The organism is Mycetocola sp. Y171 (genome assembly GCF_056713165.1).
In genome coordinates this window covers 977,276-1,003,455 of the sequence record NZ_JBWYGX010000002.1, presented here as the reverse complement: position 1 = coordinate 1,003,455, position 26,180 = coordinate 977,276, and the positions used below count along the sequence as shown (strand labels likewise).

The window sequence follows — 26,180 nt, the reverse complement described above, 5'->3', positions numbered from 1 at the left end:
CTGCTCCCCCAGCCTACCGACTGTTCAACTGGGCGTGGATTGTCGTCGCCAGCGCCGGGCCGATGCCGGCGACCTCGGTGATCGCCTCAGGCGCCGCCTGGCGCAGCTTGGCGACCGAGCCGAAATGACGCAGCAGGGCCTTGACCCGCGCCGGCCCGAGGCCGGGGATGTCTGCGAGCACGCTCGAGATGTCCTTCTTGCGTTTGGTGCGCTGGTAACTGATGGCGAAGCGGTGTGCTTCGTCGCGGACCCGCTGGAGCAGGAACAGGGCCTCGGAGTTGCGCGGGAGGATCACCGGGTAGTCGTTGTCAGGCAGCCAGATCTCCTCGAGCCGCTTGGCCATGCCTGCCAGCTGGATGTCCGTCCTGCCGGATTCGACGAGGGCGCGCTGGGCCGCCTGCACCTGCGGTTGCCCGCCGTCGACGATGAGAAGCTGGGGCGGATACGCGAACTTGCGCGGCTTCGACACCGCGTCTGCACCGGTTTCATCGACGTCTGGTTCGGGTTCCGGGTCGGTGAGGTAGGCCAGCCGGCGGGACAACACCTGGTAGATCGACTCGGTATCGTCGCTCGACTCGGCGATTCCGAAGCGCCGGTACTGGTCCTTCCTCGGCAGTCCGTCCTCGAAGACGACCATGGATGCCACGATGTTCGTGCCCGACAGGTGCGAGACGTCGAAGCATTCGATGCGCAACGGTGCCTGATCCATCCCGATGGCATCCTGGATGTCGGTGAGCGCCTGGGAACGCGCGACGAAATCGGCGCTTCGCCTGGTCTTGTAGAGCATCAGCGAGTTCTTCGCGTTGATCTCGGCGGTCTGCATGAGAGCGGCCTTCTCGCCGCGCTGGGCGGTGTGCAGCCTGACCTTGCCCTTGCCTCGCAGGCCGGCAAGCCAGGTCTCCAGTTCGGCGGAATCCTCTGGGAGCTCCGGCACGAGGATCTCACGCGGGATGTCGACGATTCCGCCGGAGTCGTATGCCCGCTGCAGGACGCTGTCGACGAGTTCGGCGGTCGACAGGTCGAGCTCCTTGTCCACGGTCCAGGACCGCACACCGCGGATCCTGCCCGAGCGGACGATGAACTGCTGCACGGCGGCGGACAGTTCGTCGTGGGCGAGTCCGAACAGGTCGGCGTCGACCGAGTCCTTCAACACGACGGCGCTCTTGTCGAGCACGGCCTCGAGCGCCTGGAGACGGTCGCGGTACCTGGCCGCTGACTCGTAGTCCTGCACGGCCGCGGCCTCACGCATCCGTTTCGTGGCCTCCGTGACGAAGCGTTTGTCGTTACCGTTCATGAAGCTGACGAAATCGTCGACCATCGCGCGGTGTTCCTCGATGGTCACGCGCCCGGAGCATGGGCCGCCGCAGCGGCCGATCTGACCGGGGAAACACGGGCGTCCTGACTGCATGGCCCGCTTGTAACTGGAGTCAGAGCAGGTGCGGATCGGGAACGCCTTGATCATCAGGTCGATGGTCTCGTGCACCGCCCAGATCTTCGGGTACGGGCCGAAATACTTCGCCCCTCGGATGCGCGGGTTGCGGGTGACGAGCACCCGTGGAGCCTCATCCCCGAGGGTCACCGCGAGGTAGGGGTACGTCTTGTCGTCGCGGAACTTGACGTTGAACGGCGGCTCGAACTCCTTGATCCAGGTGTACTCCAGCTGGAGGGCGTCGATGTCGCTGCCCACGACGGTCCATTCGACGCCGGTCGCGGTGGTGACCATCCGCCTGGTGCGTTCGTGCAGACTCGGCAACGGGGCGAAGTAGTTGCTGAGCCTCGCCCTGAGATTCTTCGCCTTGCCGACGTAGAGCACCCGACCGGTGTCGTCGCGGAACCGGTAGACACCCGGGCTCGTCGGAATCTCGCCTGGGCGTGGCCGGTAGGCCAGAGCCGATCTCACCTATCCGGCCTTACGGGCGACGATCTCGCCGGCCTCCAGGACTTCCTTGAGGTAGTACCCGGTGTGGCTCTTCTTCACGTTGGCGAGCTTTTCAGGTGTTCCGGTGGCGAGGACGCGGCCACCGCCTGCACCGCCCTCGGGACCGAGGTCGATCAGCCAGTCCGCCGATTTGATCACGTCGAGGTTGTGCTCGATGACGATGACCGTGTTTCCCTTGTCGACGAGGCTGTTGAGCACGAGGAGGAGCTTACGCACGTCTTCGAAGTGGAGTCCAGTGGTCGGTTCGTCGAGAACGTACACGCTGCGGCCGTTCGTCCGCTTCTGGAGTTCGGTCGCCAGCTTCACCCGCTGTGCTTCACCGCCGGAGAGTGTCGTGGCGCTCTGGCCGAGACGCACATAGCCGAGGCCGACTTCGACCAGGGTCTTGAGATAGCGGTGGATCGAGGTGATCGGCTCGAAGAACTCCGCGGCCTCAGCGATGGGCATGTCGAGCACTTCAGCGATGTTCTTGCCCTTGTAGTGCACCGAGAGGGTGTCGCGGTTGTACCGTGCTCCCCCGCACACCTCGCACGCCACGTAGACGTCGGGAAGGAAGTTCATCTCGATCTTGATCGTGCCGTCGCCTGCGCACGCCTCACAGCGCCCGCCCTTGACGTTGAAGCTGAACCGGCCGGGAAGGTAGCCGCGGGTCTTGGCCTCGATCGTTTCGGAGAACAGGTTCCTGATGCGGTCGAAAACGCCGGTGTATGTCGCCGGGTTCGAGCGCGGTGTGCGGCCGATCGGCGCCTGGTCGACATGGATCACTTTGTCGAGCTGTTCGAGTCCGGTGACACGCGTGTGCTTGCCGGGGACCTTGCGCGCCCCGTTGAGCTTGTTCGCGAGGACGCGGTAGAGCACGTCGTTGACCAGTGACGATTTGCCCGAGCCGCTGACGCCGGTGACGGCCGTGAACGTGCCGAGCGGGAAATCGACGGTGACCTTGCGCAGGTTGTTCGCCTCGGCGCCGACCACAGTGATCATGCGTTCGGGATCGATCGGCCGGCGGGTCTCGGGGATGCCGATCTCCTTGCGCCCCGACAGGTAATCGCCGGTGAGCGATCGAGTGTTCGTGACCAGGTCTTCGTACGAGCCCGAGTGGACCACTTTTCCGCCGTTGACCCCTGCGCCTGGGCCGATGTCGACGATCCAGTCTGCCGTCCGGATGGTGTCTTCGTCGTGTTCGACGACGATGAGGGTGTTTCCGAGGTCACGCAGGGTGACCAGGGTCTGGATGAGACGGCGGTTGTCGCGCTGGTGCAGGCCGATGCTCGGTTCGTCGAGCACGTAGAGCACACCGGTGAGCCCTGAACCGATCTGTGTGGCCAGGCGGATGCGCTGCGCCTCACCTCCGGACAATGAACCGGCGTTGCGGGAGAGGTTCAGGTAGTTGAGCCCGACCTGGATGAGGAAGTCGAGGCGCACCTTGATCTCGCGGAGCACCTGGGCGGCGATCATGCCCTCCCGGTCGCTCAGCTCCATCCGGTCCATGAACGCTCGGGCGTCGCTGAGGCTCAGCTCGGCGACATCTGCGATGTTCGCGCCGTGGATGAGGACGCTCAGCACCTCAGGCTTGAGTCGCTTGCCCTCGCACACCGGGCAGGGGATCTCGCGGAGGTATTCGGCCCAGCGGGCACGCTGCACATCGGTCTCGGCCTGCGCGTATTGACGCTCGATGTACGGCATCACGCCCTCGAACCCGGAGGTGTAGCTCACCTCACGGCCGTAGCGGTTCTTCCACTTGACCTTGACCTTGAAGTTCTCGCCGCGGAGGACAGCCTCCTGCACGTTCTTCGGAAGCTTCTTCCACGGGGTCTTGAGAGAGAAGCCGAGGTCACGGGCCAGACCTTCGAGAAGCTTCTCGTAGTACTGGTAGAGACCCTTGCCCTGAGTCGTCCACGGGATGATCACGCCGTCGTTGATGCTCAGCTCTGAGTCGCCGATCAGGAGTTCCTGGTCGACGGACATCCGCGTGCCGAGGCCGGAGCACTCCGGGCAGGCGCCGAACGGCGCGTTGAAGCTGAACGTGCGCGGTTCGATCTCGGTGAGTTGCAGCGGGTGGTTGTTCGGACAGGACAGTTTCTCGCTGTATGAGCGGATCGAGTCAGGACCCTCTTCGTCGACAAGCTTGATCTGGACCAGTCCGTCGGTCAGGCCGAGGGCGGTCTCGAGGGAATCCGTGAGCCGGCTGAGGGCGTCTGGCCCGGCGACGAGGCGGTCGACGACGACGGAGATGTCGTGCTTGTACGACTTCTTCAGGACCGGTGGCTCGTTCAGCTGGATCTGCTCGCCGTCGACGAGGGCACGAGCGAAGCCCTTTGCCGCGAGCTCCTTGAAGAGGTCGACGAACTCGCCCTTCTTCTGTGAGACGACGGGGCTCATCACCATGTATCTGGTGCCCTGCTCGAGTTCCATCAGCTGGTCGGCGATCTGCTGCACGGTCTGACGTTGGATCGGCTCACCGCACACGGGGCAGTGCGGCACGCCGATCCGTGCCCAGAGGAGGCGCATGTAGTCGTAGACCTCGGTGATCGTGCCGACCGTGGAGCGCGGGTTGCGGTTCGTCGACTTCTGGTCGATCGACACGGCGGGGCTCAGGCCCTCGATGAAGTCGACGTCTGGCCGGTCGACCTGGCCGAGGAACTGGCGGGCGTACGCCGAGAGGGATTCGACGTAGCGTCGCTGCCCCTCGGCGAAAATCGTGTCGAAGGCGAGCGACGACTTGCCCGATCCGGACAGGCCGGTGAACACGACGAGCGAGTCCCTCGGGATGTCGAGGTCGACGTTGTGCAGGTTGTGCACGCGGGCACCGCGGACGCTGAGTTTTGAGGCTGAATTTACCTTCGAAATTGACACCCATTGAGTCTACGTCGACCCACTGACATCGCCGTCCCCGGGGTGGACAATGAGCTATGGACCCGTATGCGGCCAAGCGGGACAGGATGGTGTCGGAGCAGATCGCTGCGCGTGGCATCCGTGACGAACGCGTGCTGGATGCCATGCGACGCGTCCCGCGGGAGGAGTTCGTGCTGAGGAACTCCCGGGCGAGCGCGTATGAAGATCACCCGCTCCCGATCGGTGACGGGCAGACGATCTCGCAACCGTACATCGTCGCGCTGACCGTCGAGGCCGCACGGGTCGACGAAACATCTTCCGTGCTCGACGTCGGCACAGGCTCGGGCTATGCGGCCGCCGTGATGGCCGAGATCGCCGGAGACATCGTCTCGATCGAACGTCACGAGGGCCTGGCCTCTGCTGCCAGCCGCGTGCTCGAGCGGCTCGGCTACTCCAACGTCACGGTCGTCGTCGGCGATGGGACGCTGGGCTGGCCGGATGCAGCGCCATACGACGCGATCGTGGCCGCGGCGGCCGCGCCGCGGGTTCCTGCGCCGTGGCTCGACCAGGTGCGCGTGGGAGGCCGGCTCGTGATGCCCGTCGGGACGCCGGGGTTCGGCCAGCGACTGCAGCGGATCACGAGGACGGATGGCACGCCCCGGGTCGACGATCTCGGAGGCGTCACTTTCGTCCCGCTCATCGGAGCACACGGGGTCGGAGCGCCGATGTTCGAGGAACGGGACGACTGACCCGTGAGGTCAGCCCAGGTGTCCGGCCTTCTCCATCTGCCTGAGGTCGCGTTTCAGGTCAGACAGTTCGTCACGGAGCCGCCCGGCCAGCTCAAACTTCAGCTCGGCGGCGGCGGCCAGCATCTGGTCGTTGAGGTCGGCGATGATTCCCTCGAGTTCCGCGGCGCCCTCTGACGCGATGCCCTCGCGCCGCAGTCGCGGTGTCGGGCTCTTCTTGCGAGAGTCGCGGTTCGCCAGCATCGCAGCCGTGTCTGCGCCCTCCCGAGCAAGAGCATCCGTGATGTCTGCGATTTTCTTGCGCAGCGGGGTCGGGTCGATGCCGTTCTCGACGTTGTACGCCACTTGCTTCTCACGGCGCCTATCTGTCTCTTCGATCGCACGCTTCATCGAGTCGGTGAGCACGTCGGCGTACATGTGCACCTCGCCGGACACGTTGCGGGCCGCGCGTCCGATGGTCTGGATGAGCGACGTGGATGACCGGAGGAAACCCTCCTTGTCTGCGTCGAGGATCGCGACGAGCGAGACCTCCGGAAGGTCGAGGCCCTCACGGAGGAGGTTGATCCCGACGAGGACGTCGTAGACACCTGAGCGGAGTTCGCTGAGCAGTTCGACCCGGCGGAGGGTGTCGACGTCTGAGTGCAGGTACCTCACCCGCACGCCGGCTTCGGTGAGGAAGTCGGTGAGTTCCTCGGCCATCTTCTTCGTCAGAGTGGTGACCAGGACGCGTTCGTCACGACCGGCACGGAGGCGGATCTCCTCGAGCAGGTCGTCGATCTGGCCCTTCGACGGCTTCACGACGATCTGCGGGTCGACGAGGCCCGTTGGCCGGATGATCTGTTCGACGACGCCGTCGGCGATCCCCATCTCGTACCGGCCCGGGGTCGCGGACAGGTAGACGGTCTGGCCGACCCTGTCCTTGAACTCATTCCACTTGAGCGGGCGGTTGTCGAGGGCGCTCGGCAGCCGGAAACCGTGCTCGACCAGGGTGCGCTTGCGCGAAGAGTCGCCTTCGTACATCGCCCCGATCTGCGGAACGGTGACGTGTGACTCGTCGATGACGACGAGGAAGTCGTCGGGGAAATAGTCGATGAGGCAGTGGGGTGCCTGCCCTGGTGACCTGCCGTCCATGTGGCGCGAATAGTTCTCGATACCTGAGCAGAAGCCGATCTGCTGCATCATCTCCAGGTCGAAGCTCGTCCGCATCCGCAGTCGCTGGGCTTCGAGCAGCTTGCCCTGGCGCTCGAGTTCGGTGAGCCGCTCCCCCAGTTCCTCCTGGATCGTGCCGATGGCGCGCTGCATGGAGTCCGTGCTCGCGACGTAGTGGGAACCGGGGAACACGGACACCGAGTCGAGTTTGCGGACGACGTCGCCGGTGAGCGGATGCAGCGAGTACAGTCCCTCGATCTCGTCACCGAACATCTCGATCCGGATCGCCAGTTCTTCGTACACAGGGATGATCTCGATCGTGTCGCCGCGCACACGGAAGTTGCCGCGGGAGAAGTCGACGTCGTTGCGGTTGTACTGCATCGAGATGAATTTGCGGATCAGCCAGTCGCGGTCGACCCGCTGGCCGACCTGCAACGCCATCATGGCGTTGAGGTATTCCTCCGGCTTGCCGAGACCGTAGATGCAGGAGACCGTCGAGACGACGATCACGTCTCGCCGGCTCAACAGCGAGTTGGTCGTCGAGTGGCGGAGACGCTCGACCTCGGCGTTCACAGACGAGTCCTTCTCGATGAAGGTGTCGGTCTGGGGCACGTAGGCCTCTGGCTGGTAGTAGTCGTAGTACGAAACGAAATACTCGACCGCATTGTTCGGCATCAGTTCGCGGAACTCATTGGCGAGTTGCGCGGCGAGGGTCTTGTTGTGGGCAAGAACGAGAGTCGGTCGCTGGACGGCCTCGATCAGCCAGGCCGTCGTCGCGGACTTGCCGGTTCCTGTGGCACCGAGCAGCACGACATCCGTCTCGCCGGCGTTGATCCGGCCGCTCAGTTCGGCGATCGCCTTGGGCTGGTCGCCGCTGGGGGTGTATTCGCTGATGACCTCGAACGGGTGCACAGAGCGCGTGGGTTGCATGCTTCGAGTCTAGGCACGCCCACTGACATCGAAGCGTGCAGCACGTGTGAGGTAAGCCGGCCACGCGGATGCCTGTCGGCACGTCGAGGTGCCCCGACGTGTGGTCCGACCCGCGACTGGACGACCTTGTGGGGCAACCCGATCGCCCCGACAGCCGATGGGGGCAACTCGCCACAGCCCGGGTGCGGCATCGACGATCCGCAGCCCGGGGTCAGCGCGACGAAGAGGACCGCGCCAGGTCCCAGAGCGCGTCTGCCTGCTCGACGGTGGCGTCGATCGTTCCATCCGTGTCGATGACGCGGTCGGCGACGGCGAGCCGTTCGTCGTCGCTGGCCTGCGATGCGATGCGCCTGCGGGCCTCTTCGGGAGACATCCCGCGCATGCCGACGAGGCGGGAGATCCTCGTGTCTGGCGCGGCGCTGGCGACGACGACGAGGTCGAAGGCGTGCGGGACCTGTGCTTCGACGAGGAGGGGGACGTCGTAGACGACAACGGCGTCGGGATCCGCCTCTTCGGCGGAGGCGATTCGACGAGCTGTGAGTTCGCGCACAGCCGGATGGACGATGGCGTTGAGGGCCTGGAGGGCTTCGGGGTCGGAGAACACGATCCCGCCGAGTTCGGCGCGGTTGAGGCTGCCGTCATCGTTGAGGACGCCTGGCCCGAACCGCTCGACCACGGCCGCGAGGGCTGGGCTGCCGGGCTCGACCGCTTCGCGGGCGAGGACGTCTGCGTCGATGTGGACGGCACCACGTTCGGCCAGCCGACGTGCGATGGTCGACTTGCCTGAGGCGATTCCGCCGGTCAGGCCGATCAGGTACACGGAGTGGTCACCTGTGGGAGTCAGGCCGTCGGGACGAGGTGACCCTCGAGGTAGCCGACAGGAACGGCGCGGGCTTCGGCGAGAAGCCAGGGGTCACCGTCTGTGGAGGCGTCAAAGGCGAGGCGCTGCAGTGCGCGGGAGAGTTCGACGGCGACGTTCAGGTGGACGAGCCAGCGTTCGTCCGTCGGGAAGTCGAACTGTGAGAGCAGGTCGGCCAGTGCGGCGACGTACTCGTTCGACCCCTTGAGGTACTGTTCCTGGCTTTCCTCGTCGCCGAGGATTCTGTACTGGGTTGCCTTGAAGCCGGGGATGGTGCGCCTGGCCAGGACGGACGTGTCGGTCATGATGCCGAGCGCTTCCTGCCACGTCGTCGGTTCGGCGTCCAGGAGCTTGTCGATGCACAGAGCCACGTACTGGTCCTGCATGTACTGGTAGACGCCGAGCATGAGGGCGATACGGTCCGGGAAGAAGCGGTAGACGGTTCCGATGGCCATCTCGGCACGCTTGGCGACTTCGGCCGTCGTCACACCTGCGTGACCGGACTCGTCGATGATCTCGCCGCAGACACGGAGGATCGCCTCGAGACTCTGGCGGCTTCTTTCCTGTTGGGGGCTGTTCCTGAGTGACTTCTCATTCGAGATGTCAGTTGCCAGGTACTGCCGCAGAGAACCAACGTCCACGTCGTCCCTTCGAAGGTTGTGTCGTACGAGAAGCCGTCGCATTTCGCGGCACGGCCAACATTATCAGTCAGGGTGTTTTACGAAGCCCCCAACAAGCGGGTCAGGCGGGATCCGCCTGCACACACGTCGACTGGCCGGCCCCGTCAGGGACCGGCCAGTCGACGTGTTCGTGGTGCTTAGGAGTTGCTGGTCAGCTTCTCACGCAGAGCCGCGAGCGACTCGTCGTCCGCGAGGGTGCCGCTGCCGGCCGTCTCGCTGGAGAAGCTCGAGCCTGCTGACGGGGCGGAGGCAGCGACTGCCTCTTCCGTTGCGGCCGTAGCAACCTGCTTCTTGTGAGACTCCCAGCGAGCCTGGGCTGCAGCGTAGTCCTGCTCCCACTTCTCGCGCTGGGTGTCGAAGCCCTCTTTCCACTCGTTGGTCTCCGGGTCGAAGCCCTCAGGGTACTTGTAGTTGCCCTGGTCGTCGTACTCGGTGAGCATTCCGTAGAGTGCCGGGTCGAACTCGGTGCCTTCGGGGTCGACGCCTTCGTTGGCCTGCTTGAGGCTCAGCGAGATGCGACGGCGCTCGAGGTCGATGTCGATGACCTTGACGAACACCTCGTCACCGACGGAGACGACCTGCTCGGCGAGCTCGACGTGCTTGCCGCTGAGCTCGGAGATGTGCACGAGGCCCTCGATGCCGTCTGCGACGCGAACGAACGCACCGAACGGAACGAGCTTGGTGACCTTGCCCGGTGCAACCTGGCCGATGGCGTGGGTGCGGGCGAAGACCTGCCACGGGTCTTCCTGCGTCGCCTTGAGCGACAGGGAGACACGCTCGCGGTCGAGGTCGACTTCGAGGATCTCGACGGTGACCTCCTGGCCAACTTCGACGACCTCGGACGCGTGCTCGATGTGCTTCCAGCTGAGTTCGGAGACGTGGACGAGACCGTCGACGCCACCCAGGTCGACGAACGCACCGAAGTTGACGATCGACGAGACGATGCCCTTGCGGACCTGGCCCTTCTGGAGGTTGTTGAGGAACGTGGTGCGGCTCTCAGACTGGGTCTGCTCGAGCAGCGCACGACGCGACAGAACGACGTTGTTGCGATTCTTGTCGAGTTCGAGGATCTTGGCTTCGATCTCCTGGCCGAGGTACGGCGTGAGGTCGCGAACCCGGCGAAGCTCGATGAGCGATGCGGGCAGGAAGCCACGGAGTCCGATGTCGACGATGAGGCCACCCTTGACGACCTCGATGACCGAACCGGTCACGACGCCATCGGTGTCCTTGATCTTCTCAACGTCGCCCCACGCACGCTCGTACTGTGCGCGCTTCTTGGACAGGATGAGGCGGCCTTCTTTGTCTTCCTTCTGGAGGACGAGGGCTTCGACCATGTCGCCGACCTGGACGACCTCGCTGGGGTCGACGTCGTGCTTGATGGAAAGTTCGCGAGAGGGGATGACACCCTCGGTCTTGTAGCCGACATCGAGGAGGACCTCGTCGCGATCGATCTTGACGACGGTGCCCTCGATGAGGTCTCCGTCGTTGAAGAACTTCAGTGTTTTCTCGACCGCGGCCAGGAAGTCTTCAGCCGATCCGATGTCGTTGATAGCGACCTGCTTGGCGGTCGTTGCGGTTGTCATGTAGTGGTTGCTCCAGTAAGGACTGATTTCAGGCCGACACGATCCTCGTCAATCAGGGATTGTCTGGGATGTTTCCGTGCACGGCGAACGGATAGAACGTCACAAAAGTGACATGTCAGTCTATCGGTTCCCGCTGGCGGTAAGCAACCTGCGTGAAACCGCGGGAATCGAGGGGCGATCAGCCGCCCGCCGGGGTCCGTGTTGCATTCAGAACGAGGTCGAAACTCACGTCAGGGGTCCCCCGGTAATTGAGGTGAACGGACGCGGACAGCACGTTGGTCCCGGAGTTCAGGAGTGACGCCGGAACGCTGAACGTCGCCGGGGACGCGACCGCCGCGGACGTCCGTGGCGCCCCGAGCGGATAGGTGCTCGCCGTGATCGGGCCTGTCGGCATGTTCGATCGGCCGATCTCGACACCGTTCAGGTAGACGACGACTCCGTCGTCGGCGCGGGTCGTCGCGGAGATCGCGGAGAGTTCCGAGATGTCAGCGAGGGTGAAGGTGTGGCGGAACAGCGCGGTTCTCGGACGGTTGCTTGTCGGCGGTGGGACGTCGATGTTCGTCTGGACGCCGGTGAAACCGAAGCCGAGCGGTGCGCGGCCGGTCGGCCACGCGGTGTCATCGAAGGCGAGGTTCGTCCAGCCGGCGGGCCAGGCAGTGTTGGAGTAGAGCCACGACCAGGTGGACCCTCCCGGAACCAGGACGACCGGCCCGCCGGTCGGCGGCTGTGCCGGAGTCGTTGCCGAGGCCGTGCCCGCTGTCGAGGTCAGCCCTGTCGTTCCGACGGCGACGACCGAGTAGGAGTACGTCGTCGACGGCGCCAGGCCGGTGTCGGCGAATGTCCTGGTCGGCTCTGTGGTCGTGCCGACCTGGCTGCCGTTGCGCAGGACGCGATACGACGCGGCCTGTGGTCCGGTGCCAGGCGTCCAGTCGACCCGAACCGCAGTCGGGCTCGTCGCCGTCGCCGTGACCGCCGGAGCGCCAGGTGGGACCTGTGCCGGTCCCCCTGTCGTCCGCTTGCCGGCGAGCGACAGTTCCATGCTGGCATCCGTGGTTCCCCGGTAGTTGAGGTGGACGGAGACGGCGACGACGTTGACGCCGTCCCTGAGGAGTGCGGTAGGGACGTCGAAGAGGACAGGTGCCGCGATCGCTGCGCTCGTCCGCGGTGCCGCCGTCGCGTATGTGGTGGTGCTCAGGGTTCCGGTGGGCAGGCTCCGCCGCCCCACCTCTGTGCCGTTGACCCACACGGCTGCACCGTCGTCGGCGCGCGTAGAGATGACCATGTCGGAGTATTCGGATGCCGTGGCGAGCGTGAAGGAGTGCCGGAACAGTGCCGTGCGCGGCCTGTTCGAGGTCGGCGGGGGCACGTCGATGTTCGTGGCGATGGTCGTGCTCCCGAATCCGAGCGGTGCCTGGCCAGCGGCCCATGCGCTGTCTGCGAAGGACGGACCCGTCCATCCGCTCGGCCACGCGTTCGAGGAGTACAACCACTTCCAGCTCGACCCTGAGGGAATCACGGTGACCGGGTTGGTTGTGCCGGCCGGGGGTGGCAGGGTGACGGATGCCGTTCCGGCCGGCGAAGTCAGACCGGTCGGGCCGACCGCGACAACGGTGTAGTCGTGCTGGGAACCGGCGGCAAGGCCGGAGTCGGTGAAGGTTCGCGTCGGCTCGGTCACGGCCTGCGGTGCCCCACCGTCACGGCTGACCCGATATTCGACCGCTGCGGGACCGGCCCCAGGGGTCCAGTCGACGCGCGCCGTGGTGCTGTCGACGGCCGTCGTGGTCACGGTCGGACGTCCGGGCGGCACTGGGGTGGGTTCGCCACCCTGGCGGAGCGCCGTCATGACGAGGTCGAAACTGAGGTCGGCTGTCCCACGGTAGTTGACGTGCACGGATGCCGTGACGACGTTGGTGCCGTTCTGCAGCAGCGCTGCGGGAACCGTGAACACAGCAGGTGCAGCGGTTGCCGCGTTCGTGCTCGGCGCTGCCGTGGCGTATGTCGCGTTGGTGATGGTTCCCGTCGGCATGTTCTTCCTGCCGACCTCGACGCCGTTCACACTGACGACGAGGCCGTCGTCAGCGCGCGTGGTGAGACTGACTCCGCTCAATTGAGCGGCATCCGCCACCTGGAAGGTGTGCCGGAAGAGCGCACTTCTTCCCCGGTTCGAGGTCGGTGGGGGCACGTCGATGTTCGTCGTCCTGCCGTTGTTGCCGAAGCCGAGGACGGCGTTCCCCCTCGCCCAGCTGCCGTCGGCGAACCCCGTGGTCGACCAGCCCGCAGGCCAGGCGACGTTCTGGTACCACCAGGCCCATTCGCCGCCGCCGCGCACGAGCAGTTCTCGCTCGCCTGAGCTGGCAGGCGACATGTCGTAATTGAGGCTGAACTCACTGTCCGCGTCCGTCTCGAACCGGCCCAGCGTCGGCGAGTAGGTCTTCGCCGCGATCGTTCCCGCGGTGGGACTGAACGTGTAGTACCGCATCCAGCCGTCCCCGCCGTTGATGCGGGACTGGTAGTCGGAGAGAATCTGGTGCACCGGCTGACCGCACGCGTTCGGGTCGGTGCGGTTCGCTTCGCCTTCGTCACCGTCGTGCCAGTGCCCGTTGAGGACGAGGAAGATGTTGCAGTTGTCGTAGATCAGCTCGTTCCAGACCTGCACGGCCGAGTTGATGCCCGGGTCGCTGCGCACTGTGGTGTTCGAGCGGCTCCCACCGGTCGTGATGAACCCGTGGGTGGAGATGATGGCGCGCCGGTCCGGGTACGCGTCGAGCACCTTCTGCGCCCAGTCGAGGGTGTAGTCCGGCGATTCGAATTCGAGGTTGATCAGGACGAAGTCCATGCCGCCTGCGGTCAGCAGGCCGAAGTTGTCCTTGTTCTTGCGGTCGACGGGGTCCGGGCCGAACAGATTCTGGCCGAGGTATCCGCCGTATGAGGCCTCAGGCGAGTTCCAGGATGCCCCTGAATACCTGCTCGGAGGGAAGTACGTGTCGTATGTGGTCGCCTCACCGGTGACGATGTTCATGTCGTGATTGCCCGGCAGCACGCTGTTCGGAACGCCCGCGTCGTCGAGGACCTTCATGTACTTGCTTGCCCGATTCCAGTGATTCACGTTCGGCCACGACTCGACGAGGTCGCCCAGCTGCGTCACCCACGCGATATTGAGGTCGTCCTGGTTCTCGACGACCCAGTCGACCTGGTCCTCGAACTTCGACTCGTTGGTGGCGGACACTGTGTAGCCCTGCGTGTCGGGGATCACGGCGATGGTGAAGTCCTCGCCCGGCGGAGGCGGATCGGCCGCGAAGGCCGGTGCTGTCGGAACTGCGAGGGCGATGATCAGGGCCGGGATGCATGCCGCCCGAAGCAGCGCCAGACGGGAACGGGCTTCGCCCGGCTGTCCGACCATGGAAACTCCTGCCGTCCTGCGCCCGGAAAGGGTCACTGGTGTCAGGAGTAGTCCCCCATCGGGGTGGCACACCAGTCCCCCAAGTGAGGGACACTCACGTTTGGGAGGTGGTCAGTCGCGAGGGGTGCGCTCCCGGAGAGCCGCGACGAAATTGCCGACGGCATCCGGATCCGAGTGAAGGAACAGCGACGGTTCGAAGAGCTCGGCTTCGAGCACCAGCGGGCCCTTCACCGGATCGTCGACCACGTCGATGCGGGCATAGAGCGGAAGAGACTCGGCGTCGCTCAGGCCTCGGCCGGCCAGGACGGCACGGATCGCGGTGACGAGCGCATCACAGACCGCCCGTTCGTCAGCGGACGGATCGACGCCGGCAACGACCTCGGTGTACACGCCGCCGAGCAGCCCGCCGCCGACGGCGAGCAGCGGTCCCTTCGAGATGGCGTGGCTGAACCGTCCGTTGAAGTAGAGAAGCGCGTGTTCGCCGTGTTCCTGGACGCCGTCGATCGCCGGCTGGACCATCACCGTCTTCCCGAGGTCGAGGATCAGGTCGGCGAGGACCAGAGCTGCGGGATCGCCGACCTCGAACAGGCCGGTGTTCTGCGAACCGGCGGATACGGAGGGCTTGATGACCAGTCGGGCCGCGTCGACGGCAGCGCATGCTGTTTCGACCTCGGCGTGCGTGGTGCAGAACGTGGTGGGGACGAGGGGGACGTCCGAGACGGCCGCGATGTCGCGCAGGTAGGTCTTGTCGATGTTCCAGCGGATCAGGTCGGGGGCGTTCAGGACCGTGGTGACGGCCGCAACCGAGTCGAGCCAGTCGAGGAACTCCCTCGGACGTTCCGGGTAGTCCCACGGCGAACGGATGACCACCAGGTCGAAGTCCTGCCAGACGATCGACGGGTCAGTCCAGAGCACAATCCTGGCCGGGATGCCTGCGACGGCCAACGCATCGGTGAGCAGGGGAAGATCGTGGTCGGTGTAGACGGGGTCTGTGATTCCATGGCTGACGAGGGCGATCCTGGACATCTGGTTCTTTCGGGTTCAGGCGGGAAGCGGGCTGTCGAGCGTACGGGCCGTCGGCGAGACGATCGACCGGAGCGCGGGCTCGAGGTCCGGGTGCGCGAATTCGTACCCGGCGGCGGTGAGCCGTTCAGGAACGACCCAGCGGCTCTTCAGGACGAGTTCGGTCTCACTCCGGATGACCGCGGTTCCCAGTTCGAGCATCCAGCGTGTGGTCGGCAGCCCGAACGGCATCCCGAGTGCGCGGCGCAACGACGCCATCAAGCCGCGGTTGTCAGTGGGGTTGGGTGCAGCGGCATTGACGATGCCGTCGATGTCGTCGGTCTCGCGGAGGAACCGGATGATGCGCTCGACGTCGTCGATGTGGATCCAGCTGAACTTCTGCCGGCCTGCTCGCGCTCCGAAGGCGTGGTAGGTCCCCGCCGCCAGGCGGCTCCGTGATGCTGGCCAGCGGCCGTCGCGCTGGGTGCCGCCGAGGCCGAACCTCGTGAGCAGTCGCAGCGGTGTCAGTGCGCTTCCATCGCCGAGGACGATGGCGAGCCTCAGCGCCACGCGACGGGTGCCCGGGAGGTCGTTGGCGAAGAACTCCTCTTCCCAGGCGCGGGCGATGCCGACGCTGAACCCGGTGCCGAGGTCGCCCGTCGATTCGGTCATCGGCCGGTCTTCAGCGTGCCGGTAGATCGTCGCCGTCGATGAGTTCACCCAGAGCGCCGGTGGCGCGATGCATGCCCGGACGGCGGCGTTCAGTTCCCTGGTCGTCTCCACGCGGGATCGGAGGATTTCTGCGCGGTTGGCCGGCGTGTACCGGCAGTTGACGCTCTTCCCCGCCAGATTGATGAGAAGGTCTGCTCCGTCGAGAAGACGGGTGATCCGAGCGGTGTCGCCCCAGACGGCATCCGCAGAGCCGCGCCCGACAGCGCTCACCGTGGCGCCGTCGGCCCGGAACCCGGCGACGAGATGATGGCCCAGGAAGCCGGAGGCCCCGGCGATGACGATGCGATCGGTCACGACGGATCTCCCCCACTGCTGACGGAATACCGGAAGGCCCCGCTGTACTGATAGAGCCTACCGACGAGTGGCGCGTCGATCGTGACGGCGACCTGCTGCATCGCCGTCGCGTCGTCGAACCGTTCGGTCAGTCGGACCACAGGGGCCAGGCCGTGCGGGATCGGGATGGCGAGGGTTCCGAGATGGATGACGACGCGGGTGGATCTGAGGTGGAGTCCGCCGTCCACGACGCGGGAGCTGAATGCGGCCTCGATCAGGCCACCGGATCCGAGACGGTCGACCAGCCCTCCCGATTGTGCCGAGATGACGTCGATCATGTCCCTGGAACCGTGGTCGAAGCTGAACCGACGCACCGCGCTCACCGCCGGCCGGCCGCCGGCATCCGCCGGCGTGTTGGTGACGGTGAACGGCACGTCGCGTTCCCACACCGGGAAGACGACACCGGCCAGTCCGAGCAGCCACAGCGCGGGCCAGAGCCAGCGCCTTGACGTGCCGACGACGTCGAACACACCGTTCCCCGTGCCGATGCTCCCGGACGGGATCGTCGAGAAGTAGGCGTGCAGGCGTGGATGCAGCCCCGCGAACTCCGGCCCGAGGACGCGTTCGTACGGAGACAGCGCAGGCGCAGGAGCCGGATCAGTCGGCAAGGAGGGTGCGCTTCAACGTGTCGAGTCCGACTCCGCCGAGGTCGAGTGCCTTCCGGTGGAACGCCTTGATGTCGAAGCTCGCGCCCTCGCGGCGCGCGTACTCGTCACGCAGCTGCTCCCAGATCCGCTGGCCGACCTTGTAGGAAGGCGCCTGGCCGGGCCAGCCGAGGTACCGGTTGACCTCGAAGCGGACGAATCCGTCGTTCATGTTGACGTTCTTCCTGAGGAAGGCGAACGCGTCGTCAGCGGTCCACGGGCGACTGCCGTCCGGGAGCGGCTTCTCCAGGTGCACCCCGATGTCGAGAACGACCCTGGCTGCACGCATCCGCTGGCCGTCGAGCATGCCCAGCCGGTCGGCGGGGTCGTCGAGGTAACCGAGCTGCTCCATCAGCCGTTCGGCATACAGCGCCCAGCCCTCGGCGTGTCCTGACGTGCCTGCAAGCTGCCGACGCCAGGTGTTCAGTTTCGCGCGGTTGTAGACGGCCTGGCCGATCTGCAGGTGATGCCCTGGAACACCCTCGTGGTAGACGGTGGTGAGTTCGCGCCAGGTGTCGAACTCGGTGACACCCTCTGGGACCGACCACCACATCCGGCCTGGCCTGGAGAAGTCATCCGTCGGCCCGGTGTAGTAGATTCCACCCTCCTGGGTGGGCGCGATCATGCACTCGATGGTGCGGATCTCCTCGGGGATGTCGAACTGGCTGCGGCCCAGTTCTTCGACGGCTCTGTCGCTGGTCTCCTGCATCCACTTCTGCAGGGCGTCCGTGCCGTGCAGCTTGCGGCTGGGGTCTCCGTCGAGGAACGCGATCGCTTCCTCGACGCTCGCACCTGGCTTGATCTCCCTGGCGATCGACTCCTGCTCCTCAACCATGCGGGCGAGCTCGTCGATGCCCCACTCATAGGTCTCGTCCAGGTCGATCGTGGCCCCGAGGAACCTGCGGGACTGGAGCGCGTAGATCTCGCGCCCGACGGCATCCTTCTCCTGGGCGACGGGTTCGAGTTCGTGGGCGAGGAAGTCGGCCAGCGAGCGGTATGCCACGGCGGCCTGCCCGGCGTTGACAGCGAGGTCTGAGGCGAGGGATGCGGGGAGCTGGCCCTTCTCCGGAGCCGCCGTCGCTGCGAGCTCCATGAAGAATCCTTCGTCGGCGCCGTACTTCTTCGCCTGTTCGAAGACCTCGCGGACCTGGCGTTTCGCCGGGGTGATCCCGCGCTCGACACCGAGGCGGAGAGTTTCGACGTAGCCGGCGACCGCAGCAGGGAGGGCCTTCAGGCGGGACGAGACGTCATCCCAGTCGTCGACGGTCGACGTCGGCATGATGTCGAAGATCTCCCGGATGCCCTGGGCAGGTGAGGCGATGACGTTGAGGTCGCGCAGCTGAAGCTGCGCGTCCGAGCTCTCCAGGTCGAGGCGGAGCTCGTTGGTGAGGTCGGTCTTCGTGACCTCGTCGATGTTGTCGACGGGTGTTGCGGCGTCGAGCGCAGCCAGCACCTTCTTCACTTCGCCGATGTACCGGTCGTGACCGGCAGGTGACAGGTCGCCGAACCGGCTGTTCGCTTCGGTCCTGCCGATGTATGTTCCGAGCAGGGGATCGAGTTCGACGAGCGTGTCGACCCAGTCTTCGGCGATCGCGTCGACGGCGGACGGAGTGCGCTGCGGTTCAGTCATGGAGTCGAGCCTACGACAGCGGCGACCGCGCGTCACGGAATCCGGTCAGTGCGCTGCGGCGTCCCAATCGTGCCCGCGACCGACGTGCACGTCGAGCGGCACGGTCAGGTCGGCGGCGTTCGCCATCCGGGCGCGGACGATCGTCTCCAGGTCGTCCCACTCCCCCTGCACGACCTCGAAGATGAGCTCGTCGTGGACCTGCATCAGCATGCGGGAACCCAGACCGGCCGCGGCGACGTCTGCCTCGATGTCGACCATGGCGATCTTCATGATGTCGGCCGCCGAGCCCTGAATCGGCGCGTTGAGAGCGGCCCGCTGAGCATTGTCCCTCAGCACCCGGTTGGGGCTTTTCAGGTCGGGGAACGGACGCCGCCTGCCGAAGATGGTCGTCGTGTAGCCGTCGTCCACGGCCTGCTCGACGACGTTGCGCAGGTAATCGCGCACGGCGCCGAATCGGGCGAAGTAGTCGCTCATGAGCTTCTTGGCCTCGGACGAGTCGATCCGCAGCTGCTTGGAGAGGCCGAAGGCACTGAGTCCGTAGGCGAGGCCGTACGACATCGCCTTGACCTTGGTGCGCATCTCGTTGGTCACGTCTGCCGGCTCGACGCCGAAGATCCGCGCACCGACGAACCGGTGGAGGTCCTCGCCGGACCGGAAGGCCTCGATCAGCCCTTCGTCGCCGGAGAGGTGCGCCATGATGCGCATCTCGATCTGGGAGTAGTCGGCGGTGAGCAGCGTCTCGTACCCGGCGCCGGCTTCGAACGACGCACGGATGCGCCTGCCCTCTTCGGTGCGGACGGGGATGTTCTGCAGGTTGGGGTCCGTCGAGGAGATCCGGCCGGTCGTCGTGCCCGTCTGCACGTAGCTCGTGTGGACGCGGCCGTCGTCTGCGATCGCCTTGTCGACGGTTTCGACGATCTGACGCAGCTTGGTGGCGTCGCGGTGTTCGAGCAGGAGCCCGAGGAACGGATGCGGATTGGATGCCTGCAGATCGGCCAGCGCACCGGCATCCGTCGAATAGCCGGTCTTGTTGGCTCGGGTCTTCGGCATGTCGAGCTCGTTGAACAGCACCTCCTGGAGCTGCTTCGGCGAGCCCAGGTTCACTTCGTGACCGATGATGGCGTATGCCTGCGACGCGAGATCTGCAGCCTTCGCTCCGAGCTCGGCGGACAGCTCGGTCAGCTGTTCGTGGTTGACGGTGACGCCGCGCAGTTCGATGTCGACGAGGGTGAGCAGCGTCGGCATCTCGATGTCACGGAGAACCTTGAGCGACCCGTCGTCGAGGGCCTCGGTCAGCGGCGCGACGAGGCGGACGGTGTACCAGGCCTCGAGCGGAGCCGTCGCCGGGTCGTCGAGCGACAGCTGGTTGGGATCCGACTTCGGGACCGACTCGTCGAGATACCGGGAGACGAGGTCAGCGAGGGTCTTCTCTGTTCCGCTCGGGCGGAGGAGCCAGCCGGCGATGTGGGTGTCGAACGCGATGCCGTCGAAAGCGAGGCCGACAGACGTCAACGCCTTCAGTTGCCGTTTCGCATCCGTCATCACCTTGGGAGCGTCGCTGGCGAGCCAGGCCTCGAATGGTGCATAGTCAGCGCGGCCCTGCTGCCACGCAAGCGCGACGGACTCGGTCGGTGTGGCGATTCCGACACCGACGGGCTTGCCTTCGAAGACGTCGATGGAGAGCCCGAGGCCGGTGGGGTTCGCCGTGGTCGCGCGCGTCAGCCAGGCGCCGAGCTCCTCGTCGAGCAGCTGCTGTGCGGCCGGGATCTTCGCGGCACCCACGCGAACGGAGGGGATCCCTGTGGACTCCTCGTCGAGCCCCTCGGCCTTGAGCAGGCGATCGAGCATCGTGCGGAATTCGAGTCGCGCGAAGATCTCGCGGACGGCCTCTTCGTCGATCTGCCGCTTCTCGAGCGAGTCGAGGGTGACGGGAAGCTCGACATCGGTGAGCAGGTGGTTGAGCTTGCGGTTGCGGATCGCGTTCTCTTTGTGCTCACGGAGGCTCTCCCCCACTTTGCCGCCGATCTTGTCGGCGTTCTCGAGGATCCCGTCGAGGGTGCCGTACAGGTTGAGCCACTTCACGGCGGTCTTTTCGCCGACCTTCGGGACTCCGGGGAGGTTGTCGCTCGTCTCACCGACGAGAGCGGCGACCTCCGGGTACTGGTGAGGCTGGATGCCGTAGCGTTCCATCACCTTGGCGGCGTCGTACCTGGTCAGGTCTGAGACGCCCATGCGCGACGGGTAGAGCAGGGTGACGTCGTCGTTGACGAGCTGGATCGTGTCGCGGTCTCCGGAGACGACGAGGACGCGATAGCCCTGTTCCCTGCCCTGGACGGAGAGGGTGGCGAGGATGTCGTCTGCCTCGTAGTCCTCGATCGAGATCGTGGTGATGTTCATTGCAGCAAGGGCGTCCTGGAGCAGGGGAACCTGACCGATGAACTCCGACGGAGTCTCGCCTCTGGTGCCCTTGTAGTCCGGGTACTCACGGGTGCGGAAGCTGAACCGCGAGATGTCGAACGCCACGGCGATGTGGGTCGGCTTGTGGTCTCGGATGAGGTTGATGAGCATCGCGAGGAAGCCGTGGATCGCGTTGGTGTGCTGGCCGTCCTTCGTGGAGAAACTGTCCACAGGCAGGGCGTAGAACGCCCGGAATGCGAGGGAATGACCGTCAATGACGAGGAGGGTAGGCTTTTCGTTGTCCGACACCACCCCAGCCTACAAGCGACAAGCGACAGTGGGTTTCGAGCACGAGCAAAGGCGACGATGACCGCGAAGACCCCCAACGACCTCGATTACGTCCTGCAGCGTGGAGGGGGTGCACTCGCCGCAAAGATGGGGATCGAGTTCGTCGAGTTCTCTGTCGACAGGGCCGTCGCCACGATGCCGGTCGAGGGCAACACCCAGCCGGCCATGTTGCTCCACGGGGGCGCCTATGTGGTCCTCGGCGAGTCCCTCGGGTCGATGTCGGCGAACCTCTGGGCCGGCGCGGGCAAACTGGCCGTCGGTATCGACATCAATGCCACCCACACGCGCTCGGCGACGTCTGGGATCGTGACAGGTGTGTGCACGCCGATCCACCTGGGACGGTCGATGACCGTGCACGAGATCGCGGTGACCGACGAACAGGGCCGCAGGTGCTCGACCATCCGGATCACGAACCTGATCAAGGACCTGCCTGCCGGCTGACGGCATCCGCCCGTCCGACCGAAAGCATCATTTCCGGTCGAGAGTCCCCCGCGCTCGTGGTGCCTTCGACCGCATCTGATGCCCTCGAACTACCTGTTAACGACGAAACGGACCGGTGAACCGGCCCGTTTCGAGGGTGAGAGCTACTTCTTTGCGGTGAGCTGCTCGACGATCGCCTGTGCGACGTCGTGCATGGTCAGGCGGCGATCCATCGATGCCTTCTGGATCCAGCGGAACGCCTCTGGCTCGGTGAGGCCCATCTTCTCGTTGAGGAGACCCTTGGCGCGGTCGACGAGCTTACGGGTCTCGAAGCGCTCGACCATGTCGGCGACCTCGGCCTCGAGGGTGATGATCTGCTGGTATCGGCTGAGAGCGATCTCGATGGCCGGCAGCAGGTCGTTCGGGGTGAACGGCTTCACGACGTAGGCAAGTGCGCCCGCTTCGCTCGCACGTTCGACGAGTTCCTTCTGGCTGAACGCGGTGAGGAGGACGACCGGTGCGATCTGCGCCTTGTTGAGACGCTCAGCGGCGGAGATTCCGTCCAGCTGAGGCATCTTGACGTCCATGATGACGAGGTCAGGACGCAACTCGGTGGCCAGCGCAACAGCGGTTTCGCCGTCACCTGCCTCGCCGACGACCTCGAAGCCATTGTCTCGGAGGATCTCGACGATATCGAGGCGGATCAGCGATTCGTCTTCGGCTACGACTACTCGACGAGGGGCTGCTGGAGTTGCTTCTGGCTCGGTCACGGCTTAATCCTACGGTACTCTGGTGCACGTTGTTGTGCGCCGGTGTGGCGGAATGGCAGACGCGGAGCACTCAAAATGCTTTGTTCGAAAGGACGTGTGGGTTCGAGTCCCACCACCGGTACAACAGGGTTACCCCTCGACGTTCCAGCGCCAGCGCGAACGTGGAGGGGTCGGTTCGCTCAGAGCGACGTCCGCCGATCATGACGCTGCGCGGCGAGATCTCGGGCAGCGCTGATCAGTGCACGGGCCTGATCGCCGGTCCGCTCCCCCGGGTTGAGGATCGACACCCACGCCTGCGAGGCATAGATCGGATGCGGCAGGATCCGGTCGAGCTCGGCGTAGTCGTAGTCACCTGATCGTGCGGTGTGTTCGTCCGGCGTGTGACCGAGCAGCTCGGCATAAACGGCTCGCCCGACGGCGATGTTGAGCCGGTGCACGCCGGGGCGGTCGAGCTCTGATGACTCATCGAAACCCGGGTAGTTGCTGACCACGATCGTGGTGAACGGCGTCCGCCTGTTCGCGTCGTCGTCGTCCGGGTCGTAGTAGAAGAAGCTGTCGCCCCATGCGGATGCCGGCGCTCCTGACGCTTCATCGGCCGTCATCACGACGACACCGGGGAGGCTCTCGCCGAAGTCCAGGAGGTCGCTCTCGCTCATGCGCGACAGTCTGCCAGAATCCTCATTCCCCGCCCAGCGACCCTGGCGCAAGGGGATGGTGCGGGCGAAGGGACGGCAGCCATACTTGCTGGCTATGAGCTCTTCAGACACCGGCCCCGATTCCGCCCACCGCCGCCCAGCAGGGGTCAGCGACGACACGGTCGAAGCGCTCGGGAAGCTGTCTGAGGCGCTCGAGGTCGTCGAGCACGCCCGCGGCTATCTCTACGGGTTCCACCGGCTCACGGGCAAGGCCGACCTGGCGCTCGGCGAAGCTGTCGACCTTCTCCGCGCGGCCGGGCACACCGAACTGGCGGAGGAGATCGCGCGCGACATCGTCGGGCGCAACGTTCTCCATGGTCGCTGGACCTTCCAGATCGTCGAGGATTACGACGACAACTACTACTCAGCCGTCACCGCCGCGGAAAGAAGGGCACGGCAAGAGCTCGTCGACGGGAAGCGGCACCTCTTCGAGGCCGAGATGAAGGAAGATCGCCGGAGCCGCGGTCGGCCGCACCACGAAGCCCTTCCAAACGGCGAGAACTGACAGGCCCGCTCGCGCGGGCCTGTCTCCCCCTCAGGTCAGATGGCCGCGCGCTCGGCCACGAGCGGGCACGCGAACGGATCGCTCTCCCCCAGGCCGACGCGGTTGATGTACTTCAGCACGATCCCGTAGGACTGGAACAGCCCGGTCTCGGTGTACGGCACATCGTGCGACCGGCAGTACTCGGCCACGAGAGGCGCGGCACGGCGCAGATGGGGGCGGGGCATCGACGGGAACAGGTGGTGTTCGATTTGGTAGTTGAGCCCGCCCATGGCGATGTCGAGGAAGCGGGAGCCCTTGACGTTGCGGCTCATCATCACCTGACGACGCAGGAAATCGAGCTTCATGTCCTTCGGCACCAGCGGCATCCCCTTGTGGTTCGGAGCGAACGCGATGCCCATGTAGAACCCGAACAGGCCCAGCTGCACACCGAGGAACGCGAAGGCGATCCCGGGTGAGAGAACGAGGAAGACCAGGGTGAGGTACCCGGCCAGCCGAATCGTGATGAACGCCATCTCGACCCAGCGACGGTCGATGTGGTCGCGGCTGCACAGCCGGCGGACACTCGATGCGTGCAGCGAGAGTCCCTCGAGCAGCAGAATCGGGAAGAAGAAGAGGCCCTGGTGGGCGACGAGCCACCCGGTGACGGGGTTGCGCCGGTTCCGGGCCTGGGCGGGCGTGAACGAGATCACCGGAAGGTCGATGTCCGGGTCCTTCCCCTCCTGGTTCGGGTTGGCGTGGTGGCGCGTGTGCTTGTGCTGCCACCAGCCGTAGCTCATCCCGACGAACAGGTTGCCGATGATGAGGCTGGTCCAGTCGTTCCACTTGCCTGACTGGAAGATCTGCCTGTGGGCGGCGTCATGCCCGAGGAATGCCGTCTGGGTGAACAGCACTGCCAGCCCCGCGGCGACGAGCAGTTGCCACCAGCTCTCGCCGATGAGGATGAACGCCGCGGCCGACGCTGCGAACACGACAGGGACCGCGATGAGCTTGGTCCAGTAGTAGCCGTACCGGCGGCGGAGCAGACCTGACGCCTTGACGGCGTGCGCCAGGTCGGTGAAATCCCCCAGCACTGCACCGCCCGGACCGCCCGGATGTGTTCGGATGATTCGAGTGGATACGTCGACGGATGCCACGGTGTCCTCCAGACCGAGAGACGGAATCGCTGGGGGCGACCGAGGTCTGGGGCTGCCGGTGAATCGAGTCTACGCTTCGCGCCGCGAAGCGCGGCCGATCCTCAGCGGACCCGAAGAAAGAGGGATCTCAGTGGGATTCGGGTGGTTCAGGCGAGACCCGGAGACTGCCCCCGCCATTCGCGGACGCCATCAGGTCCTCGAGCCAGGTCCGGTTGAGCTTGTCCTCGCCCAGTCCGTCGAACTGGAACTGAATCGGAATCGCCGGATGGATCCAGATCACCCGCCTGCCGGACTGATCCGATCCGATCCGGCCGTCGACGGTGAAGGCGAACATCTCACTCCGCCGCAGCTTGGTGATGATGACGACCTTGACGTGCGCCAGTTCCCTGTCGGTCAGTTCGATCTCGACCGGCGGTAACCCGTACAGCAGTTTTCCCACGGTTCACACCCTCCCGCATCGGGCGACGCCTTCCTATGCACGATAGCCCGCCGCGGCCCCTGAGTCACGCATTGCGACTTTCTTGCAGGTCCGCCAGCCGTTTCTCCGCGCGCTCCGCGGCGCGGGCGGCCACATCCGCGGTGCGATCAGCGGATGCCGCCGCGCGGCTGAGTGCCTCATCGTCGCGATCGAGGGCGGCGAGATCCTGTTCGACGGCGGCCAGCTTCGCCTCGAGCTCGTCACGTGCGGTTCCGAGTGCGAGTCGTCGCTCTCCCAGGGCGGTCCGTCTGGTTCGCAGTTCCGCCCGGGCATCCTCGGCCGCTGTGGCGCTCGCACGCGCATCCCGTGCCTTCGCCTCCGCCTCGGCGAGCCGTCGCCCGGATGCTTCGTCGTCCACGGCCCGCAGTGCAGGGCGGGAGGCCCGTTCGACGATCACTGAGGGAAGAGCGACGGCACCGTCGAGGTCGACAGGGTCGATGCCTGACGAGGTGAGCCCCCGCAGGAGTCTGCCGCTCCGGATCGCGTCTGCTGCTCCTGCATCGGCCATCGCTGCGTGGAGCGTCTGTTCGACCTCGATGAGCGCGGCGGCGCTCATCCGATGGCCTGCCTCAGCCGCGAGGTCCTTGCCGAGCGCGGCGATCGATCGGATGAGAAGCAATCGCTGTTTCCCGAGACGGCGCAGGTCGCCGGCATCCAGGTCTTTCTCGGCCTCGCGCATCTCGGCGCCCAGCGCGACGAGCTGGTCGATCTCGGCCGATTTCCGGGCCGAGAGGAGGTTGACCAGCCACGCTGCCGCCGAGGGTTTCGGCAGCCGGCCGATCGTCCTGGCCAGGTCGGCATCCCCGTCGTCCCTGGCGGCCGCGACCCGCGACGCGCGCACGGCGGTGAACTCGGCCGGTGTGCGCAGGTACAGGTCGACGAGCACGTCGTCCAGGTCCATGCGCTCTCCTTTCACGTGCCATTCTCGGGCGTCTGCGTTCAGGATACGCGGGCGTCGCGGGGTCAGGCGGGCTG

At 65.7% G+C, this 26,180-nt stretch carries 20 protein-coding genes and 1 tRNA gene; 4 read left to right on the top strand and 17 right to left on the bottom strand.

All coding sequences use genetic code 11. From position 1 onward, the window contains the following. Positions 1-13: 13 nt before the first annotated feature. Entirely contained in the window at positions 14-1,900 is a 1,887-nt protein-coding gene (gene uvrC / locus AC1M2K_RS14460) for an excinuclease ABC subunit UvrC (RefSeq protein ID WP_480241495.1), read from the bottom strand. After that, complete coding sequence (uvrA, locus tag AC1M2K_RS14455) at positions 1,901-4,792, bottom strand: excinuclease ABC subunit UvrA (RefSeq protein WP_480236461.1); 2,892 nt, start codon at positions 4,790-4,792, stop codon at positions 1,901-1,903. A gap of 56 nt (positions 4,793-4,848) precedes the next feature. Between uvrA and AC1M2K_RS14450 the strand changes: the two genes are divergently transcribed. Then, the gene (locus AC1M2K_RS14450) at positions 4,849-5,520 is read left to right on the top strand and encodes a protein-L-isoaspartate(D-aspartate) O-methyltransferase (protein ID WP_480241494.1); all 672 of its coding nucleotides are present in this window, start codon (positions 4,849-4,851) and stop codon (positions 5,518-5,520) included. A 9-nt stretch (positions 5,521-5,529) separates the two neighbouring features. On the opposite strand, the gene uvrB is transcribed toward AC1M2K_RS14450, so the two are convergent. The 10 genes from uvrB to polA form a co-directional block, all read right to left on the bottom strand. Beyond that, positions 5,530-7,596 (bottom strand): excinuclease ABC subunit UvrB, encoded by a 2,067-nt coding sequence (uvrB, locus tag AC1M2K_RS14445; protein ID WP_480241493.1) that lies wholly within the window; start codon positions 7,594-7,596, stop codon positions 5,530-5,532. Between the two features lie 211 nt (positions 7,597-7,807). Then, positions 7,808-8,416 carry a dephospho-CoA kinase gene (coaE, locus tag AC1M2K_RS14440; protein ID WP_480236464.1) on the bottom strand — a complete coding sequence of 203 codons (609 nt, stop codon included), beginning with the start codon at positions 8,414-8,416 and terminating at the stop codon, positions 7,808-7,810. A gap of 20 nt (positions 8,417-8,436) precedes the next feature. After that, the gene (locus AC1M2K_RS14435; protein ID WP_480236465.1) at positions 8,437-9,096 is read right to left on the bottom strand and encodes a TetR/AcrR family transcriptional regulator; all 660 of its coding nucleotides are present in this window, start codon (positions 9,094-9,096) and stop codon (positions 8,437-8,439) included. A 176-nt stretch (positions 9,097-9,272) separates the two neighbouring features. After that, complete coding sequence (rpsA, locus tag AC1M2K_RS14430; RefSeq protein WP_480236466.1) at positions 9,273-10,718, bottom strand: 30S ribosomal protein S1; 1,446 nt, start codon at positions 10,716-10,718, stop codon at positions 9,273-9,275. A gap of 178 nt (positions 10,719-10,896) precedes the next feature. Continuing rightward, positions 10,897-14,118 (bottom strand): fibronectin type III domain-containing protein, encoded by a 3,222-nt coding sequence (locus AC1M2K_RS14425; protein ID WP_480241492.1) that lies wholly within the window; start codon positions 14,116-14,118, stop codon positions 10,897-10,899. A 111-nt stretch (positions 14,119-14,229) separates the two neighbouring features. Further along, positions 14,230-15,144 (bottom strand): ATP-grasp domain-containing protein, encoded by a 915-nt coding sequence (locus AC1M2K_RS14420; protein WP_480241491.1) that lies wholly within the window; start codon positions 15,142-15,144, stop codon positions 14,230-14,232. Positions 15,145-15,159: 15 nt separating this feature from the next. Further along, a complete protein-coding gene (locus tag AC1M2K_RS14415) occupies positions 15,160-16,146 on the bottom strand; it encodes an epimerase (protein WP_480241490.1) in 987 nt (328 codons plus the stop codon). Beyond that, positions 16,143-16,793, bottom strand: a complete 651-nt coding sequence (locus AC1M2K_RS14410) for a DUF4166 domain-containing protein (RefSeq protein WP_480241489.1) — start codon at positions 16,791-16,793, stop codon at positions 16,143-16,145. Before AC1M2K_RS14410 ends, AC1M2K_RS14415 begins: the two co-directional genes overlap by 4 nt. Next, positions 16,783-18,459 carry a DUF885 domain-containing protein gene (locus AC1M2K_RS14405; protein ID WP_480241488.1) on the bottom strand — a complete coding sequence of 559 codons (1,677 nt, stop codon included), beginning with the start codon at positions 18,457-18,459 and terminating at the stop codon, positions 16,783-16,785. The genes AC1M2K_RS14410 and AC1M2K_RS14405 overlap by 11 nt, the downstream gene beginning before the upstream one ends. Positions 18,460-18,504: 45 nt before the next feature. After that, entirely contained in the window at positions 18,505-21,165 is a 2,661-nt protein-coding gene (gene polA, locus AC1M2K_RS14400) for a DNA polymerase I (RefSeq protein ID WP_480241487.1), read from the bottom strand. Positions 21,166-21,222: 57 nt separating this feature from the next. Here polA and AC1M2K_RS14395 point away from each other — a divergent pair, with 57 nt between their 5' ends. Further along, a complete protein-coding gene (locus AC1M2K_RS14395; protein ID WP_480241486.1) occupies positions 21,223-21,645 on the top strand; it encodes a hotdog fold thioesterase in 423 nt (140 codons plus the stop codon). Positions 21,646-21,788: 143 nt separating this feature from the next. Here the strand turns inward: AC1M2K_RS14395 and AC1M2K_RS14390 are convergent, their stop codons facing one another. Continuing rightward, entirely contained in the window at positions 21,789-22,394 is a 606-nt protein-coding gene (locus AC1M2K_RS14390) for an ANTAR domain-containing response regulator (RefSeq protein WP_480236474.1), read from the bottom strand. A gap of 38 nt (positions 22,395-22,432) precedes the next feature. Here AC1M2K_RS14390 and AC1M2K_RS14385 point away from each other — a divergent pair. Continuing rightward, positions 22,433-22,515, top strand: a tRNA-Leu gene (locus AC1M2K_RS14385). A gap of 58 nt (positions 22,516-22,573) precedes the next feature. Here the strand turns inward: AC1M2K_RS14385 and AC1M2K_RS14380 are convergent. Continuing rightward, positions 22,574-23,050, bottom strand: coding sequence for a DUF6194 family protein (locus AC1M2K_RS14380; RefSeq protein WP_480241485.1), 477 nt, complete (start codon positions 23,048-23,050; stop codon positions 22,574-22,576). A 94-nt stretch (positions 23,051-23,144) separates the two neighbouring features. Here AC1M2K_RS14380 and AC1M2K_RS14375 point away from each other — a divergent pair, with 94 nt between their 5' ends. Continuing rightward, positions 23,145-23,594 (top strand): hypothetical protein, encoded by a 450-nt coding sequence (locus AC1M2K_RS14375; RefSeq protein WP_480241484.1) that lies wholly within the window; start codon positions 23,145-23,147, stop codon positions 23,592-23,594. 35 nt (positions 23,595-23,629) lie between these two features. Here the strand turns inward: AC1M2K_RS14375 and AC1M2K_RS14370 are convergent, their stop codons facing one another. The 3 genes from AC1M2K_RS14370 to AC1M2K_RS14360 all read right to left on the bottom strand — a co-directional run bounded on the left by AC1M2K_RS14370 (position 23,630) and on the right by AC1M2K_RS14360 (position 26,106). Then, complete coding sequence (locus AC1M2K_RS14370; protein ID WP_480241744.1) at positions 23,630-24,700, bottom strand: fatty acid desaturase family protein; 1,071 nt, start codon at positions 24,698-24,700, stop codon at positions 23,630-23,632. Between the two features lie 154 nt (positions 24,701-24,854). Beyond that, positions 24,855-25,166, bottom strand: coding sequence for a DUF7882 family protein (locus AC1M2K_RS14365; protein WP_480241483.1), 312 nt, complete (start codon positions 25,164-25,166; stop codon positions 24,855-24,857). Between the two features lie 64 nt (positions 25,167-25,230). Next, positions 25,231-26,106 carry a transposase gene (locus tag AC1M2K_RS14360; RefSeq protein WP_480241482.1) on the bottom strand — a complete coding sequence of 292 codons (876 nt, stop codon included), beginning with the start codon at positions 26,104-26,106 and terminating at the stop codon, positions 25,231-25,233. Positions 26,107-26,180: the final 74 nt, after the last annotated feature.

Excerpts from the sequence above, each read along its gene's own strand:
- AC1M2K_RS14450 (WP_480241494.1), top strand. The coding sequence starts at position 4,849 with ATGGACCCGTATGCGGCCAAGCGGGACAGGATGGTGTCGGAGCAGATC.
- uvrB (WP_480241493.1), bottom strand. The coding sequence starts at position 7,596 with ATGCAACCCACGCGCTCTGTGCACCCGTTCGAGGTCATCAGCGAATAC.
- rpsA (WP_480236466.1), bottom strand. The coding sequence starts at position 10,718 with ATGACAACCGCAACGACCGCCAAGCAGGTCGCTATCAACGACATCGGA.
- AC1M2K_RS14425 (WP_480241492.1), bottom strand. The coding sequence starts at position 14,118 with ATGGTCGGACAGCCGGGCGAAGCCCGTTCCCGTCTGGCGCTGCTTCGG.
- AC1M2K_RS14420 (WP_480241491.1), bottom strand. The coding sequence starts at position 15,144 with ATGTCCAGGATCGCCCTCGTCAGCCATGGAATCACAGACCCCGTCTAC.
- AC1M2K_RS14405 (WP_480241488.1), bottom strand. The coding sequence starts at position 18,459 with ATGACTGAACCGCAGCGCACTCCGTCCGCCGTCGACGCGATCGCCGAA.
- AC1M2K_RS14395 (WP_480241486.1), top strand. The coding sequence starts at position 21,223 with ATGACCGCGAAGACCCCCAACGACCTCGATTACGTCCTGCAGCGTGGA.
- AC1M2K_RS14380 (WP_480241485.1), bottom strand. The coding sequence starts at position 23,050 with ATGAGCGAGAGCGACCTCCTGGACTTCGGCGAGAGCCTCCCCGGTGTC.
- AC1M2K_RS14375 (WP_480241484.1), top strand. The coding sequence starts at position 23,145 with ATGAGCTCTTCAGACACCGGCCCCGATTCCGCCCACCGCCGCCCAGCA.
- AC1M2K_RS14360 (WP_480241482.1), bottom strand. The coding sequence starts at position 26,106 with ATGGACCTGGACGACGTGCTCGTCGACCTGTACCTGCGCACACCGGCC.